The 14,169-nt window shown below is 71.2% G+C and carries 19 protein-coding genes; 9 read left to right on the top strand and 10 right to left on the bottom strand.

The window, feature by feature from the left end:
• Nucleotides 1–85: 85 nt before the first annotated feature.
• From AB0K15_RS21680 to AB0K15_RS21670, 3 genes are all read left to right on the top strand, one after another.
• Nucleotides 86–1,216: a glycosyltransferase family 1 protein gene (locus AB0K15_RS21680; RefSeq protein WP_364053829.1), complete on the top strand. Its 1,131-nt coding sequence runs from the start codon at nt 86–88 to the stop codon at nt 1,214–1,216.
• A 116-nt stretch (nt 1,217–1,332) separates the two neighbouring features.
• Entirely contained in the window at nt 1,333–1,785 is a 453-nt protein-coding gene (locus tag AB0K15_RS21675; RefSeq protein ID WP_364053108.1) for a hypothetical protein, read from the top strand.
• Nucleotides 1,786–1,850: 65 nt separating this feature from the next.
• Nucleotides 1,851–2,708, top strand: coding sequence for a glycosyltransferase family 2 protein (locus tag AB0K15_RS21670; protein WP_364053105.1), 858 nt, complete (start codon nt 1,851–1,853; stop codon nt 2,706–2,708).
• On the opposite strand, the gene AB0K15_RS21665 is transcribed toward AB0K15_RS21670, so the two are convergent.
• Nucleotides 2,709–3,116, bottom strand: coding sequence for a hypothetical protein (locus tag AB0K15_RS21665; RefSeq protein ID WP_285970370.1), 408 nt, complete (start codon nt 3,114–3,116; stop codon nt 2,709–2,711). It lies immediately after the preceding gene.
• A 140-nt stretch (nt 3,117–3,256) separates the two neighbouring features.
• Between AB0K15_RS21665 and AB0K15_RS21660 the strand changes: the two genes are divergently transcribed.
• Nucleotides 3,257–4,336 (top strand): NDP-sugar synthase, encoded by a 1,080-nt coding sequence (locus AB0K15_RS21660; RefSeq protein ID WP_364053102.1) that lies wholly within the window; start codon nt 3,257–3,259, stop codon nt 4,334–4,336.
• Nucleotides 4,336–5,229, top strand: coding sequence for a DNA-3-methyladenine glycosylase 2 family protein (locus AB0K15_RS21655; RefSeq protein ID WP_364053826.1), 894 nt, complete (start codon nt 4,336–4,338; stop codon nt 5,227–5,229). Before AB0K15_RS21660 ends, AB0K15_RS21655 begins: the two co-directional genes overlap by 1 nt.
• Nucleotide 5,230: 1 nt before the next feature.
• Here the strand turns inward: AB0K15_RS21655 and AB0K15_RS21650 are convergent, their stop codons facing one another.
• From AB0K15_RS21650 to AB0K15_RS21615, 8 genes are all read right to left on the bottom strand, one after another.
• Nucleotides 5,231–5,596, bottom strand: a complete 366-nt coding sequence (locus AB0K15_RS21650) for a hypothetical protein (RefSeq protein WP_364053099.1) — start codon at nt 5,594–5,596, stop codon at nt 5,231–5,233.
• Nucleotides 5,597–5,614: 18 nt separating this feature from the next.
• Complete coding sequence (locus AB0K15_RS21645; RefSeq protein ID WP_364053096.1) at nt 5,615–6,004, bottom strand: hypothetical protein; 390 nt, start codon at nt 6,002–6,004, stop codon at nt 5,615–5,617.
• Between the two features lie 76 nt (nt 6,005–6,080).
• Nucleotides 6,081–6,434, bottom strand: a complete 354-nt coding sequence (locus AB0K15_RS21640) for a GntR family transcriptional regulator (protein WP_364053093.1) — start codon at nt 6,432–6,434, stop codon at nt 6,081–6,083.
• A gap of 12 nt (nt 6,435–6,446) precedes the next feature.
• The gene (locus AB0K15_RS21635) at nt 6,447–6,593 is read right to left on the bottom strand and encodes a hypothetical protein (protein WP_364053090.1); all 147 of its coding nucleotides are present in this window, start codon (nt 6,591–6,593) and stop codon (nt 6,447–6,449) included.
• A gap of 10 nt (nt 6,594–6,603) precedes the next feature.
• On the bottom strand, nt 6,604–7,140 hold the full coding sequence (locus AB0K15_RS21630; protein WP_364053087.1) for an NUDIX hydrolase: 537 nt from the start codon (nt 7,138–7,140) through the stop codon (nt 6,604–6,606).
• Complete coding sequence (locus AB0K15_RS21625; protein WP_364053084.1) at nt 7,137–8,555, bottom strand: coenzyme F420-0:L-glutamate ligase; 1,419 nt, start codon at nt 8,553–8,555, stop codon at nt 7,137–7,139. Before AB0K15_RS21625 ends, AB0K15_RS21630 begins: the two co-directional genes overlap by 4 nt.
• A complete protein-coding gene (gene cofD, locus AB0K15_RS21620) occupies nt 8,491–9,489 on the bottom strand; it encodes a 2-phospho-L-lactate transferase (RefSeq protein ID WP_364053081.1) in 999 nt (332 codons plus the stop codon). The genes AB0K15_RS21625 and cofD overlap by 65 nt, the downstream gene beginning before the upstream one ends.
• Nucleotides 9,486–10,244, bottom strand: coding sequence for a GNAT family N-acetyltransferase (locus tag AB0K15_RS21615; protein WP_364053078.1), 759 nt, complete (start codon nt 10,242–10,244; stop codon nt 9,486–9,488). The genes cofD and AB0K15_RS21615 overlap by 4 nt, the downstream gene beginning before the upstream one ends.
• Before the next feature lie 47 nt (nt 10,245–10,291).
• Between AB0K15_RS21615 and AB0K15_RS21610 the strand changes: the two genes are divergently transcribed.
• From AB0K15_RS21610 to dapC, 3 genes are all read left to right on the top strand, one after another.
• Nucleotides 10,292–10,468 (top strand): hypothetical protein, encoded by a 177-nt coding sequence (locus AB0K15_RS21610; RefSeq protein WP_364053075.1) that lies wholly within the window; start codon nt 10,292–10,294, stop codon nt 10,466–10,468.
• 119 nt (nt 10,469–10,587) lie between these two features.
• Complete coding sequence (gene fdxA, locus AB0K15_RS21605) at nt 10,588–10,908, top strand: ferredoxin (RefSeq protein ID WP_220246384.1); 321 nt, start codon at nt 10,588–10,590, stop codon at nt 10,906–10,908.
• A complete protein-coding gene (gene dapC / locus AB0K15_RS21600) occupies nt 10,905–11,996 on the top strand; it encodes a succinyldiaminopimelate transaminase (protein ID WP_364053071.1) in 1,092 nt (363 codons plus the stop codon). Before fdxA ends, dapC begins: the two co-directional genes overlap by 4 nt.
• 31 nt (nt 11,997–12,027) lie before the next feature.
• Here dapC and AB0K15_RS21595 read toward each other — a convergent pair whose 3' ends face one another.
• On the bottom strand, nt 12,028–12,648 hold the full coding sequence (locus AB0K15_RS21595) for a TetR/AcrR family transcriptional regulator (RefSeq protein ID WP_364053068.1): 621 nt from the start codon (nt 12,646–12,648) through the stop codon (nt 12,028–12,030).
• 81 nt (nt 12,649–12,729) lie between these two features.
• Here AB0K15_RS21595 and AB0K15_RS21590 point away from each other — a divergent pair, with 81 nt between their 5' ends.
• A complete protein-coding gene (locus AB0K15_RS21590) occupies nt 12,730–14,157 on the top strand; it encodes an FAD-dependent monooxygenase (protein ID WP_364053065.1) in 1,428 nt (475 codons plus the stop codon).
• Nucleotides 14,158–14,169 lie beyond the last annotated feature (12 nt).

Here is a 14,169-nt window from a genome sequence, read left to right as displayed (position 1 = left end):
ACACAGCGGGCACCACAGTTCGTCGGTTCCTCACCTGCGCGCAGGGTGATCGCCGTACTCTGCTCACGTGACCGGTGATCCCCGTGTGCTGATCGACGCGACCGCGGTGCCCGCGGACCGGGGTGGCGTCGGCCGGTACGTGGACTCGCTCGTCGCGGCGCTCGACCAGGACGGTGCGCGGCTCACGGTTGTGTGCCAGCCCCGTGACCTGTCGCTGTACGACCGGCTGGCTCCCGGTGCGCGCGTGGTGCCCGCGTCGCCCGCGACGTCCACCCGCACAGCTCGCCTGACCTGGGAACAGGCGACGTTGCCGCGGCTCGTGCGGCGGCTGGCGGCCGACGTCGTGCACTCGCCGCACTACACGATGCCCCTCGCGAGCGGCGCGGCTTCGGTCGTGACGCTGCACGACGCGACGTTCTTCACCGACCCCGTGCTGCACTCGTCGGTGAAGGCGCGGTTCTTCCGCGCGTGGACCGTGGCCGCCCTGCGCCGCGCGACGCTGTGCGTCGTCCCGAGCCAGGCGACGGCGCTGGAGCTGGGCCGCGTGACCCCGGTGCGGCACGCGGAACTGGAAATCATCCACCACGGCGTGGACACGGAACGCTTTCACCCGCCGTCCCCGGAGGAGGTCGCCGCGGCGCGCGCGGCCGTCGGCATCGGGCGCACGCCGTACATCGCGTTCCTCGGGGCGCTGGAGCCGCGCAAGAACGTGCCGGCGTTGATCCGCGGCTACGCCCGGGCCGTCGCGGGCCGGCCGGACGCACCCGCTCTGGTGCTCGCCGGGCAGCCGGGCTGGGACACCCAGGTCGAACGCGCGCTGGACGCCGTGCCCCACCGCCTGCGCGTGATCCGCGCCGGATACCTGCCCTTCGGGACCCTCGCGGGCTTCCTGGGCGGGGCCGAACTGGTCGCCTACCCGTCCCTGGGCGAGGGCTTCGGCCTGCCCGTGCTCGAGGCCATGGCCTGCGGCGCCGCCGTGTTGACCACCCGCCGCCTCTCCCTGCCGGAAGTCGGCGGCGACGCCGTCGCCTACTGCGGCGTCGGCGCGGGCGACGTGGCCGCCGCGATCACCGAACTCCTCGCCGACCCGTCCCGCCGCGCCTTCCTCTCCGCGGCCGCCCAGCAGCGCGCCAAGGACTTCTCCTGGGCCACCACGGCGGAACGCCACCGCGAGGCGTACGAGAAGGCGTGGGACCGGCACCGCCGAATGCACTGACCGGAGTTGTGTCCTGTTCCGGAAGGTTTCCTGGCCCGGAACTCCTGGTCCGCCGTTGACGCGGTCGGACGGGGACCGATTGACTCCCCGTTGTCAAACATCACCGGGGAGGGTTCTTGTTTGTCAAAGTCTTGGCGAATGTCATCGGTTTCCTGATCTGTACGTTGCCTTTGGCGGCTGTCGTAGTGCTCGCGGTTTGGGTGCGCCGCGCGCATGACAGGCGGCTGGATGTGCATTGGCGAAACCTGCAGGCCATCCGGTCGAATCTGCAGGGTCAGGCGGACATCGCCATCGTCGAACAGGTCTACCAGCACGCTCGGCGTGGAGCCAAGGCTGTGATCCGTTGGCGAGTGACCGGCTATCGCCAGGACACCTGGTTCAAGGGGCGGCACCCGGCACGAGGGAGCGTGCTGTTGCTTCGCGGGTCGACAGGTTGGGGGCCGCACAACAGAAACCCGAACACTTTTTACGTTAACGCCGGGGATGTGCTCTATTCAGCACCTCGCGGGACGATCGCCGCGGCCGGACGCCAGCGGCGCCGTGATGCGCGCAAGAGCGGCGCGCGCTGACCGGGGAGGTTGACACTGCGTGGGTCCTCACCGTAGCCGTGTGTGAGCGGGGGACAATGGGTGCCGTGACTGAGCAGCGCAGCTACGGCGACAATCTGGCCGTCGTGACCGTGACCTACTTTCCCGGCGACATGCTCGAGAAGTTCCTCGACACGCTGGAAAAGGCGACCGACCGGGACGTCCGCGTGGTGGTCGCGGACAACGCGTCCACGGACGGCGGGCCCGAGAAGGCGGCGGAGCGCGAGAACGTGCGGCTGGTCAGCATCGGTGAGAACGTCGGGTACGGCACGGCCGCCAACCGCGGCGTGGCGGCGCTCGACGACAGCTACGGGTGGGTCGTCGTGGTCAACCCCGACCTGGAGTGGGAGCCGGGGTCGCTGGACGCGCTGCTGGAAGTCGCGAAGCGGTGGCCGCGTGGGGGTGCGTTCGGGCCGTTGATCCACGACCTCGACGGGACCGTCTACCCGTCCGCGCGTCTGCTGCCGTCGTTCGGGCGGGGGATCGGGCACGCCGTGTTCTCGAAGGTCTGGCCGGGCAACCCGTGGACGCGCCAGTACCGCCAGGAGAACGCCACGCCACAGGAGCGCACGTCGGAGTGGCTCAGCGGCTCGTGCCAGCTGTTCCGGCGCGAGGCGTTCGACTCGGTCGGCGGCTTCGACACGCGCTACTTCATGTACTTCGAAGACGTCGACCTCGGCGACCGGCTGGCGAAGGCCGGCTGGCTGAACGTCTACGCGCCCTCGTCGAGCGTGATGCACATCGGCGGCGTGTCGACGGCGCGCGTGTCGAAGAAGATGCTGCGCGCGCACCACGCCAGCGCCTACCGCTACCTCGCCGACCGGCACCAGGGCGCGCTGTGGAAGCCCGTGCTCGCGGCGGTGAAGCTCGGGCTGGCCGTGCGCGTCAAGCTCGAAGGCGCGTGATCACAGCCCGTCGAGGCGCCGCGAGAGGTTCGACCGGCCGCTGCTCTGCTTGATCGTCGGCACCAGCCCGGTCAGCTCTTCCTCGGCGGGCTCCCGCAGGGGGCTCGGCACGGGCGCGGCCTGCGGACGCGGCACCAGCGGCGTGGTCACCTGCGCGGCCGGCACCTCCAGCGGCGTGGTCGTGCTCGGCTTCGCCAGCGGGTGCTCGTCGTTCTCCTCGATCAACGACGCCGGCAGCTGCGTCGTCGTGTCGGGATCCTGCTGGTCGAGCTCCGAGACCACGGATCTCGGGATCTGCTGCGTGTTGGAGGCGTCCATCGGCGACGTCATGTTGTCCGGCGTCACCACGAAGGCGCCGCGGGAACGTGCGCGTGCGAGCAGAGCGTCCGCGCGATCGCGGGGGTCCATCCCCTCGGCCTCCCGACTGACCCGGGGCCTCTGGGGAAAGGCCCATCTGTTTCCTGTCTAGGGTAGGCCCTCGGGGGCGCAGTCGTCAGCGTTTCCCACGGCTTGTCGCTCAGCGGTGCGTGATACAAGAGGAGTTTTCTGTGACGTCCGAGCTCGAGGTCGACGCCGTCGTGCTGGTCGGGGGCAAGGGCACCCGCCTGCGGCCGCTCACCCTGTCCGCGCCGAAGCCGATGCTGCCGACGGCCGGAACCCCCTACTTGAGTCACCTGTTCTCGCGAATTCGCGCGGCCGGGATCCGCCACGTCGTGCTCGGCACGTCCTACCGCGCCGAAGTGTTCGAGGAGTACTTCGGCGACGGGGCGGCCCTCGGTCTCGAGCTCGAGTACGTGGTCGAGGACGAGCCGCTCGACACCGGCGGCGCCATCCGCAACGTGTACGACCGGTTGCGCGCGGACCACGCGATCATCTTCAACGGCGACATCCTCTCCGGCGCCGACCTGCGCCACCAGCTCCAGACCCATGTGGACACCGGCGCCGACGTCACCCTCCACCTCCAGCGCGTCGCCGACCCGAGCCGCTTCGGTTGCGTCCCGACGGACGAGCACGGCCGCGTTCAGGCCTTCCTCGAGAAGACGCCCGACCCGCCGACGGACCAGATCAACGCAGGCTGCTACGTCTTCCGCCGCTCGGTGGTCGAGACCATCCCGGCGGGCCGCCGCGTGTCGGTGGAGCGCGAGACGTTCCCCGGGCTCCTCGAAGCCGGTGCGCACCTGCACGGCTTTGTCGACTCCTCGTACTGGCTCGACGTCGGCACGCCCGAGGCGTTCGTGCGCGGCAGCGCCGACCTCGTGCGCGGCATCGCGCCGACGTCCGCGCTGGCGGGCCCGACCGGCGAGTCGCTGGTGCTCGGCGGCGCTTCCGTGGCTTCGTCGGCTCAGCTGACGGGCGGGACGACGATCGGCGAGAAGGCCGTGATCGGCGACGGCGTGACGGTCGACGGCTCGGTCGTGTTCGACGAAGCCGTGGTCGAGGCCGGGGCCACTGTGGAGCGTTCGGTGCTGGGCCGCGGCGCGTTCGTCGGGGCGGGCGCCGTGCTGCGTGGCGTGGTCCTGGGCGACGGCGCGTCCGTCGGCGCGGGCTGCGAGCTCCTCGACGGCGCCCGCGTCTGGCCCGGCGTCACCCTGCCCGACGGCGGCATCCGGTTCTCGAGCGACGCATGATCGAGTGGCGACCGCCCTTCCCGCTGGACCTGGCCGCGGTGCTGGGCCCGCTCGGCCGTGGGCGCGGTTCGCTGAACTTCCGCGGTGAGCGCGGCGTCTGGTGGCTGGCCGCCAACACGCCGTGCGGCGAGGGCACGCTGGCTCTGCTGCGCCGGCCCGACGGCGTCGTCGAGGCCGACGCGTGGGGCCCCGGCGCGGAGTTCCTGCTCGACGGCGTGCCGGCGTTGCTGGGCGCGGAGGACGACGACACCGGCTTCGTCGCGCACCACCCCGTGGTCGCCCGCGCGCGCCACGACGCCCCCGGCCTGCGCCTCGGCTCGACGCGGCGCGTGTGGGACTCGCTCGTGCTGGCGGTGCTGGAGCAGAAGGTCTCGGGCAAGGAGGCGATCCGGTCGTGGGCGCAGCTGTGCCGCTGGTTCGGTACGCCCGCGCCGGGACCGGGGCCGGCTTCGTTGCGTGTGCCACCGTCGCCGATCGCGATCCGGTCCATTGTGGACTGGAACTGGCACCGCATCGGCGTGGACCTCAAACGCCGGACGGCGCTGATCAACGCCGCCCGCGTGGCTCCGCGGCTGGAGGAAGCCGTGGCGCTGCGGGGTTCCGAGGGGCGGGCCCTGCTGCGCAAGGTCTCGGGCATCGGCGTGTGGACTGCCGCCGAAATCGCCCAACGCGCCTGGGGCGACCCGGACGCGGTCAGCTTCGGGGACTACAACATCCCGAACATGGTCGGCCACACGCTGCTGGGCCGCCGCATCGACGACGAGGCCATGGCCGAGCTCCTCGCGCCCTACGCCCCGCAACGCCAGCGCGCCATCCGGTACCTGGAGATCGGCGGGGCCCGCGCACCGCGCTTCGGGCCCCGCATCGAACTCCGCGACTACCGCGCGATGTGACCTACCGGGGCGGCTGCTGCCCCTGGCCCGGCTGGTGGTTCGGCTGTTGGTTCGGGTACTGCTGGCCTGGCTGCTGCTGTGAGGGGTAGGGCTGCCAGCCCTGCGCGGCCTGCTGATTCGGCTGCTGCGCCGGATAACCCTGCTGCGGATATTGGCCCGGTTGTTGCTGACCCTGTTGCTGCCCGGGGTATCCCGGCTGCTGCGGGTACTGCCCAGGCTGGATCGGCTGCTGCTGCGGAAACTGCTGCTGTGGCGGCGGGTACTGCGGCCCAGACTGCTGCTTCGGCTTCCGCCCCACGGTGAACTTCAGCACGAGGATGACCACCAGCACGATGATCAACAGTGCTGGGAGCACAAAACGCAACACGACGGCTGAGTCTCCTTTTCAGTTCCCGAATCCGGACGGCGGTTGCTGACCCGGCTGCTGCGGTGGATACGGCTGCGGCGGGTACTGGCCGGGCGCCGAAGGCTGCTGCTGCGGAAAGCCGGGCTGGCCCGTCGGATACCCCGGCTGTTGCGGATACCCGGATTGCGGTCCTGGCTGCCCCTGCGGATAGCCGGGCTGTTGCGGATAACCCGGATACCCCGCCTGCCCAGGCGGATAACCCGGGTAGCCCGGATAACCCTGGTACCCCGGCTGCTGTATCCCTTGCCAAGGCGGAGGAATCGGCGGTTGCCGCCGCTTCTTCGAAGCCCGCACACCCAAGACAATGGCCACGACGATGCCCGCGAGCAGCAACAAGATGATGAGATGCCAAGGCTGAATGGCGTTCACGACAAAGGTCCCCTCTCCCCGGCCCATGGTCATCGTAGGGGGAGTGGCCGTCCGGGGCTGGACGAAACCGGAGTGGTCAGCGCAGCGCGGCCGTCACGATGGCGAGCGCCTCGTCCGCCGACAGTCCCAGCTGGCGCGTCACTGCTGCATAATCGGCAGCCGCCGAAAGAGCCCGCGAACGCGACTCGTCCCCCGAAGCCCCCACGAAGCTCCCGGCCCGTCCGCGCGTTTCGATGAGGCCGGCTTCCTCGAGTTCCCGGTAGGCGCGCGCCACGGTGTTCGGGGCGACGCCCAGGTCCGAGGCCAGCGCCCGGACGGTGGGGAGCTTGGTGCCGACGGCGAGGGTGCCCTCGTTGATCTGCGCGGCGATCGACGAGCGCACCTGCTCGAACGGCGGCACCGAAGAGGCGCTGTCGTAGCTCACGGTCACCGCGGAACCTCCTTAACGCCGGCGCTTCCCGCGCAGGCTGACGATCACACCCACCACGACCAGCACGATCGCCACCCCGAACCCCACGGCCACGACCCAGCCGCTCACGAAACCGCCGTCGCCGGTGTGGATGTGCGGGTTGGCGAGCACAGGAGGCATGCCTGCCACCCTAACGGGACGAAACGGCCGCGCTCACGAGTTCGGCCAGATCCTCCGACCCCGCGGGCAGGGCGTCGACGGGCCACCAGCGCAGGTCGTCGGATTCGTCGCTGCGGACGGGCCGCGCTCCGGCCGGCGCGCGGACCACGTAGCGCACATCGAAGTGCCGCGTCGGCACGCCGAGGGAGCACGTGATCGGGTGGACGTCGAGGTGCACCGGCTCGGCGCCGATCTCGAGGCCCGTCATGCCCGACTCCTCCGTCGCTTCGCGCAGAGCCGCAGAGGCGACCGACGCGTCGGAAGGCTCGCAATGCCCACCCAGCTGCAGCCAGCGGCCCACGCGCGGGTGCAGCGTCAGCAGCACCCGCGTACCCGTCGAGTCCAGGACCACGGCCGACGCCGTGAGGTGCCCCGCCTCGCACGAGCGCTGCACGGTGTCTTCCCTCGTCGCCAGGAAACCCAGGAACGCCTGGCGCAGCGATTCCTGCGAGCCCGGCGAAGGAGTCCACGCCGAAAGAACCGTCACGGCGTCCGCATGCAAGCTCACAGTTCGACCAGCCCTTCTCCCGGCTCGCCCAGCGAACGGGCCGGCGGCGTCTCCAGCGGGTGCCCGATCGCGACGGCACCCAGCGGCTCCCAGCGTGAGTCCAGGCCCAGCGTCGACCGCACGAGGTCGGCCGCGAAGATCGTCGACCCGATCCAGCACGAGCCCAGGTCCTCCGCCGCCAACGCGACCAGCAGACCCTGCACCGCGGCACCGGCGGCGACCGTGAACATCGTGTGCTCGCAGTCGTTGCGGCGCTGGTCGCGGTAGGTGTGGGCGCCCTCGGCCACGAGGAACGGGATCACGACCTCGGGCGCGCGGTACAGAATGTCCCCGCGCGACAAGCGTTTCTCGATCTGCGAAGGCGTGAAGTCGTCACTCGAAAGGTCCGCGCGCCACGATTCGCGCATGGCGTCCAGCAGCTTCGCGCGCAACCCCGCGTCTCGCAGCCACACGAACCGCACGGGGTGCGTGTGGTGCGGCGCGGGCGCGGTCAGCGCCGCCGCGACCGCGCGCCGGACCACCGCCGGATCCACCGGCGCGTCGGAGAACGTGCGCACGGAACGCCGGTGCGGCACGGCTTCGCGCCGCCCCTGCGCCAGCGCTTCGTTGGTGCCCAAGCGGAACAGGTCCTCGTCGACGGGCCGGATCAGCTTCCGTGCCGTGGAGCCGTCGTCGGTGAGCTGCAGGCCGCGCACGACCGCCACCGGCAGTCCGCCGAGCTTGCCCTTCACCAGGTCCGCGGCTGCGGCGAGCTCGTCGGCCACCGCGATCTCCGTGACGGCCAGCTCGTTGCCCTGCGAGTCGACCTGCCCCGCGTACGCGTGCAGCACGCGCAGGCCCGAAGCGCCGATCGCCGCGTCGGTCTGCCCGACGCGCCACGCGCGGCCCATCGTGTCCGTGACGACCACGGCGACCTCGACCCCGAGCCGCTCGCGAAGGCCGCCGCGCAGGGCGAGCGCCGACGCGTCCGGATCCGCGGGCAGCAGCGCCACCTCGTCACCCTGCACGTTGGACGCGTCGATCCCCGACGCGGCCTGCACGATCCCCAGCGGGTTCTCCGTGATCACCGTGCGCGCCACCCGCGCGACGACCCGCACCGTCTCCTGGTCGATCAGCTCGCGCCGCGCCGCGTCCCGGGCCTCCGGGTCGCTCGGCACGCGCACGAGCCGGCCCTCGACCTTCGAGAACACCTTGCTCGTCACCACCACGACGTCACCGGACCGCAGCCACGGCGCGGCCGCGACGATGGCGCCGGTGAGGTCGTCGCCGGGCCGGAACTCCGGCAGCCCGGTCACCGGCAGGATCTCGACCTTCGCCGAGGCGTGATCGCTGAACTCAGGCTTGGCCGAATCAGACACCGGAAACTCCCGCAACGTCGAAGGCCGCCCGCACCATCGCGGCGGTCGCGTCCACATCGGACATCAGCAGCGGCACCGCGCGCACGTCGACACCCGGCACCGTCACGTCGTGGTCCTCCTCGGCGACGAGCCAGCCGTCCAGCACCCCGCCGTCGGAGCGGGCGCCGTAGTGCCGGCCGACGGCCTCGGCGGAGGTCTCGACACCGATCGCCGTGAGGCACGCGTCGGCCATGCCGCGCAGCGCCTTGCCGCCGATGATCGGCGAGATGCCCACGACCTTGGCCTTCGACCTGCGCAGCGCCTCGCGCACACCCGGCACCCCGAGCGTCGTCCCGACGCTCACGACCGGGTTCGACGGCGCGAACAGCACCAGGTCGGCCTCGCCGAGCGCCTCGAGCACCCCCGGCCCGGGCTTGGCCTCGTCGGCGCCGACCGAGACGATCGAGTGCGCCGGGCGGTCGGCCCGGTAGCGCACCCACCACTCCTGGAAGTGGATCGCCTTCTGCTGCTCCGGCTGGTCGGGGTCGTCGATCACGACGTGGGTCTCCACGCGGTCGTCCGACATCGGCAGCAGCCGCACGCCCGGGCGCCAGCGGTCGCACAGCGCCTCGGTGACGGCCGAGAGCGGGTAGCCCGCGCGCAGCATCCGCGAGCGGATCAGGTGCGTCGCGATGTCCTTGTCGCCCAGCCCGAACCACGTCGGCTCGGCACCGTACGCGGCGAGCTCCTCCTTGACGACCCACGTCTCGCCCGCGTGGCCCCAGCCGCGTTCGGTGTCGATGCCACCGCCGAGGGTGTACATGCAGGTGTCGAGGTCGGGGCAGATGCGCAGGCCGTGCATCCACACGTCGTCGCCGGTGTTCACCAGCGCCGTGACCTCGTGCGGCGACGGGCTCTCCGGCTCGCCGATCGCGGGCATCCCGAGTGCGGTCTTCACGCCGAGCAGGAAGCGCGCGCCACCGACTCCACCGACCAAAACGACGATCTTCACGACTGCGGATCCTCGCACGCGGAGGGACCGGGGCCCCAGTAGCGGTACCTGTGGTGCTCCGTACAGCCGAGCGCGGAATACAGCTTCAACGCGCCGTCGTTGCCCACCGCCACCTGCAGCACCCACCTCTCCGCGCCGTGCGCGCGGCCCCAGCCGGCCAGCGCGAACATGAGCGCCGACGCGAGCCCACGTCGGCGGAACTCCGGCCGCACGGCCAGCCGCGACACGTGCAGCCACCCGTCCACGATGGCACCGCGCACGGCTCCGGCGGTGACCCCGGCAGCGTCGTCCACGTCGACCACGCCATAACCCACCTTGCCCGTGCTCAGCACGTGGCGTTCGGCCGCGCCCGGCGACGGGTTGTCGGCCGTCAGCTCCCACCACGCCGGCGTCGGCTCGTCGAGGACCTCGGCGGCCTGCGCCGACCCGGCCGGCAGCGGCCCGACGAGCACCGACACCTGGTAGCCCGCGGCGTGTTCGGTCCACTCGCGCCAGCCGGCGGCGGCCACCTCACGTTCGATGGCGCTGTCCTGGATCACCTGGACGACCGCCGGGATCCCCCGATCGTGGGCGAAGTCACAGACGGCCTCCAACGCGACGGCCACGCTCCGGCCGGGATCGCCCACGGCGAGTGCGCTGTTGGCGCGCCCGGTGAAGCCGTCGGCCCAGCGCAGGCGCCAGTCGCCGAGGGGTTCGTCGACCACCGGGGGCCAGGCCCGCGAGCACACGAGTTCGAGCTTTTCCGAGTCGTTCACGGTTAGATTGTGCTTGAGGTGGTACCCCATTTTCGCAGGGAGAACCGATGAGCTACGTGCGCAGGGACGACAAGCACAACGACGACGTGGTCGACGAGATCGCCGACGGTTTCGAACGCACCCTCAAGGAGAAGCGTGAGGGCGACACCAAGCCCTCCGGTCCGGGCTTCACCATCACCGGCGACGCGCGCAACGCCCCGAAGCCCCGCCGCCGGGACCGCTGAGCGGGACATTCGACCCCATACCAGGGGTATGGCTAAGGGTTGCCTAAGCACTACCGGTGCCTCAGGAAGCGCGTAATGTCCGCAGGGACTGGCTAAGCAGAGAAAAGCAGGAGTACGCAGTGACCTACGTGATCGCCGAGCCCTGCGTCGACGTGCTCGACAAGGCGTGTATCGACGAGTGCCCCGTGGACTGCATCTACGAGGGCGAGCGGATGCTGTACATCCACCCCGACGAGTGCGTCGACTGCGGCGCCTGCGAACCGGTCTGCCCGGTCGAGGCGATCTACTACGAGGACGACGTCCCCGACAACTGGTCCGACTACACCAAGGCCAACGTCGACTTCTTCGACACGCTGGGCTCGCCCGGCGGTGCCTCCAAGGTCGGCAAGACCAGCCACGACCCCGCCTTCATCAAGGCGCTGCCCCCGCAGGGCGAATGACGGCCCGCCCCCTGCCCGACTTCCCCTGGGATTCCCTCGCCGAGGTCAAGGCCCGCGCGCAGGCGCATCCCGGTGGGATCGTCGACCTCTCCGTCGGCACGCCTGTGGACCCGGTTCCGGCCTCGATCCGCGACGCGCTGGCGTCGGTCTCGGAGATCCCGGGCTACCCGGCCACTCACGGCACGCCCGCCCTGCGGACCACCGCCGTGGAGGCGCTGGGCCGGCGCTACGGCGTCGAGGGTCTCGAGCCCGACGCGGTGCTGCCGACGATCGGGTCGAAGGAAGCCGTGGCCTGGCTGCCGCGGCTGCTCGGTCTCGGTCAGGGCGACACGGTGGTGATCCCCGAGCTGGCGTACCCGACCTACGAGGTGGGCGCGCTGCTGGCGGGCGCCGACGTCGCCCGCGCGGACGGGCTCACGCAGCTCGGTCCGCAGCGTCCGGCGCTGATCTGGCTCAACTCGCCGTCGAACCCGACCGGCAAGGTGCTCGGGGTCGAGCACCTGCGCAAGGTCGTCGAGTGGGCGCGTGAGCGCGACGTGATCGTGGCGTCGGACGAGTGCTACCTCTCGCTCGGCTGGGACGCCGAGCCCGTGTCGGTGCTGCACCCGTCCGTCCACGGTGGACGGCTCGACGGGCTGCTGGCAGTGCACTCGCTGTCGAAGTCGGCGAACCTCGCGAGCTACCGCGCCGGCTTCATCGCCGGCGATCCCCGGCTGGTCAAGCAGCTGCTGGAGATCCGCAAGCACGCCGGGATGATCGTGCCGCGTCCGGTGCAGGAGGCCATGGTGGCCGGCCTGACCGACGACGAGGCCGTGGCCGCGCAGCGCGAGCGGTACCTGCGCCGCCGGCTCGTGTTGCGGAAAGCGTTGCAGGACAACGGTTTCGAAATCTCCCACTCCGAAGCCGGGCTGTATCTCTGGTCCACGCGCGGCGAGCCGGCGCTGGACACCGTCGCGTGGCTGGCCGAGCGCGGCATCCTCGTGGCGCCGGGCACGTTCTACGGCCCGGCCGGCGGCAACCACGTGCGCGTGGCCCTGACCGCCACCGACGAGCGCATCGACGCCGCCGCGGAGCGGTTGAACTCCTGATTCCCGGGCGGGCGCACTTCGGTGCGCCCGCTCAGAAATCGCGTCCCGTGAAACCCCGGTAGACGAACCTCGTGAGCGCCTCGACGGCCTCTTCGTCGCTCGGCGCCGTCCAGCCCGTGGGCGCCGGCGCGGCCAGCCACATCTGCGCGAAGTTGTCGATCAGCTGGTACATCATCACGATGCTCAGCTGTGTCGACGCGGGCAGCTCGTACCCCGCGGCCGTGACGCGCTCGAGGTGTCCCGCGATGTCGGCCGCCTGCGTGACGCCGAAGCTCGCGAGCGTGCTCGCGAACCCGTCGTGGACCATCGACGCCTGGCGCAGTGCCTGCATCGTGGCCGCGTTTTCCTTGTAGAAGTCCCAGTACTGGCGCACGTGCCAGCGCACGGCCTCGGGGTCGCTGAAGTCCGACAGGTGGCCCTCGGAGGCCGCCTCCTCGTCGCCCGCCGCGGCCAGGTCGCCCAGGAGCGCTTCGAGCAGCTCCTCCTTGCCGGCGAAGTGGTTGTAGAACGAGCCCGCCGCCCGGCCGGCTTCCGCCGTGATGTCGGTGATCTTCGTGTTCAGGTAGCCCTTGCGCGCGAACACGCGCTTGGCGGCCTCCTTCAGCGCGGTCTCCGTCTCGGCGGCCTTCTCCTTGCGGCTCGTCGCCGTCATCTCGGCACCTCCCTTGACAGGAACGCTAGCAGCGCGCATGCTGAATTCAGATTCACTGAATTCTAATTCACTGGAGGGGACATGGACACCACGGTGCTGATCGCGGGAGCGGGCCCGACCGGCCTCACACTGGCCATCGAGCTGGCCCGACGCGACGTCGCCGTCCGGCTCATCGACAAGGCCGAGACGTTCTTCAACGGCTCCCGCGGCGACGGGCTGCAGCCCCGCACGCTGGAGGTTTTCGAGGATCTCGGCGTGCTCGACGCGGTGCTGGCCGCGGGCTCGCCGCAGTACCCGATGAAGGTCTACCTGGGCGGCGAGTTCGTGCAGGAGCGCTGGATCAGCGACACCGTCGAGCCGACGCCCGCCGTGCCGTACCCGAACATCTGGTTCCTGGGGCAGTCGCAGACGGAGGGGATCCTGCGGGAGCGGCTGTCGTCGTTCGGGGTGCGGGTGGAGCTCGGGGTCGGGCTGGTGGGCTTCACGCAGACTGCTTCGGGTGTGACCGCTTCGCTGTCGACGGGGGAGACGGTGGAGGCGGCGTACTTGGTCGGTGCCGACGGCGGCAAGAGCTTCGTGCGCAAGGCGCTGGGGATCCCGTTCGAGGGCACCACGGACGAGTCGATCCGGATGTTGCTCGGCGACGTCCAGGCTTCGGGGCTTTCGCGCGACTCGTCGTACTGGTTCGCGCCGGCTTCGTCGCCGATGAGCGGGGTGGCGTTCACGCCGCTGGCCGGCACCCCGCACTTCCAGTTCGGGGCACCGCTGGGGGACGGGGACCTGGCGGTGGAGACTTCGCTGCCGGCGTTGCAGGCGCGGCTGGATTCGGTGTCGGGCGGCGGGATTCGGCTGTTCGACCTCGCTTGGTCGACGGTGTGGCGGCCGAACATCCGCCTCGCTGCTTCCTTCCGCGCCGGGCGGGTGTTCCTGGCCGGCGACGCCGCGCACGTCCACCCGCCGACGGGTGGGCAGGGGCTGAACACCGGGGTCCAGGACGCCTACAACCTGGGCTGGAAGCTGGCCGCCGGCTCCGCCGAGTTGCTGGGAAGCTACGAACCCGAGCGGCGCGCGGTGGCGGCGCGGGTGCTGGGGGTTTCGACGGCCTTGCTGGAGAAGTACGCCGACGGGGATGAGGACGCGCATCGCCGGGGGTCGGAGACGCAGCAGCTGGATGTCGGGTACCGGGGCGGGCCGCTGGCCGCTTCTGGTTTCGGTTCGCTGCGGGCGGGGGACCGGGCTCCGGATGCGCCGTTGGTGGATGCGAACGGGAAGCCGGTGCGGTTGTTCGAGCTGTTCCGGGGGCCGCACGCGACGGAGCTGGTTTTCGGTTCGGGCTCGGTCGGTTCGTCGGAGGTCCCGGGGTACCGGATCCTGCCTGCCGGGTCGGTGGCTTCGGGCTCGGACCTGGTGGACGTGGGCGGCCACGCGTACGCCGCTTACGAAGCCGCGGCGGGCCGCCGGGTCCTGATCCGCCCGGACGGCTACGTCTGGTCGATCACGGCGGAGTGATCCGGCCGGGTT

Origin of the sequence: Amycolatopsis sp. NPDC049253 (genome assembly GCF_040678995.1) — a bacterium.
Taxonomy (GTDB): domain Bacteria; phylum Actinomycetota; class Actinomycetes; order Mycobacteriales; family Pseudonocardiaceae; genus Amycolatopsis.
The sequence above is the reverse complement of the archived record's forward strand: the minus strand, read 5'-3'. Positions and strand labels throughout refer to the sequence as shown.